General features: G+C 45.1%; 1 protein-coding gene. It reads left to right on the forward strand.

The annotated features are described in order from the left end of the window. Positions 1-216: 216 nt before the first annotated feature. On the forward strand, positions 217-1,026 hold an 810-nt coding region (locus tag R7P72_RS26165; protein WP_318111183.1), incomplete at its 3' end, for a biotin/lipoyl-binding protein.

A 1,026-nucleotide genomic window follows, 5' to 3' on the forward strand; every position in this document is an offset into this window, starting at 1 on the left:
AACTAAAAAAACATCAGTTGGACAAATCGAAGTTTAAGGCTCAGTAGCAATACCTCAAAATCTCTTCAGCCTTTCAGCAAGAACGGGCTGAAGCCAGACGGGTAACCAGAGCGAATGTCCTCTGTTACTTATTTTTATTAGCCGGAATGCTGACATGATCGGGTAATAATAATAAGATCAAAAAGATAATCCGTATTTATATAAGCAGAGAATGTGATGAGCCGAGACAACTACAACAAACTCAGCAATGATGAGCTGGATTTTGTCGATGACAAAACCGCCGCACTGCTTCTCAACACCCCAAATAGTGCCCGACTAATGTTGTGGGTTATGGTGTTGTTTTTTGTTGCAGCCATTGGTTGGGCGTCGTGGGCACAGATCGACCAAGTCACCGTCGGTCAAGGTAAAGTAATTCCCTCTTCTCAAATCCAAGTAGTTCAAAACTTGGAAGGTGGTCTCGTCAAAGAAATTCTGGTGAAGGAAGGACAACTGGTGAAAAAAGGCCAGCAACTTCTGTTGATCGACGATACTCGTTTTCGCTCGGACTACCGCGAACGTGAACAACAAGTTGCCAACCTGACCGCCTCGGTATTACAACTTTCTGCTTCTATCAACAGCGTTGCCGTCAATCGCGATTTTAATATTCAAGATTGGGAAAAAAGCGTCGTTCTCGATTACGGCAAACTGACTTTCCCACCGGTATTGGAAGAGACGCAGCCACAATTAACTCAGCGTCAAAAAGCAGAATACCGCGAAGATTTGGATAACCTACGCAACCAACTGTCGGTGATCGATCAACAAGTTGAGCAAAAACAGCAAGACTTGGTCGAGATTGAAGCGCGAGTGCGTAACTTACGCCAAAGCTACCAATACGCGAAGAAAGAACTGGATATCACCCAACCGTTGGCGGATGAAGGCGTTGTTCCGCGTATTGAGCTACTCAAATTGCAGCGCCAAGTGAACGACACTCGCCGTGAAATGACATCTAGCGAACTGAAAATCCCAGTGATCAAATCCGCCATCAAA

Origin of the sequence: Vibrio sp. Vb0888 (assembly GCF_033338835.1) — a bacterium.
In the GTDB taxonomy this organism is placed as follows: Bacteria; Pseudomonadota; Gammaproteobacteria; order Enterobacterales; family Vibrionaceae; genus Vibrio; species Vibrio alginolyticus.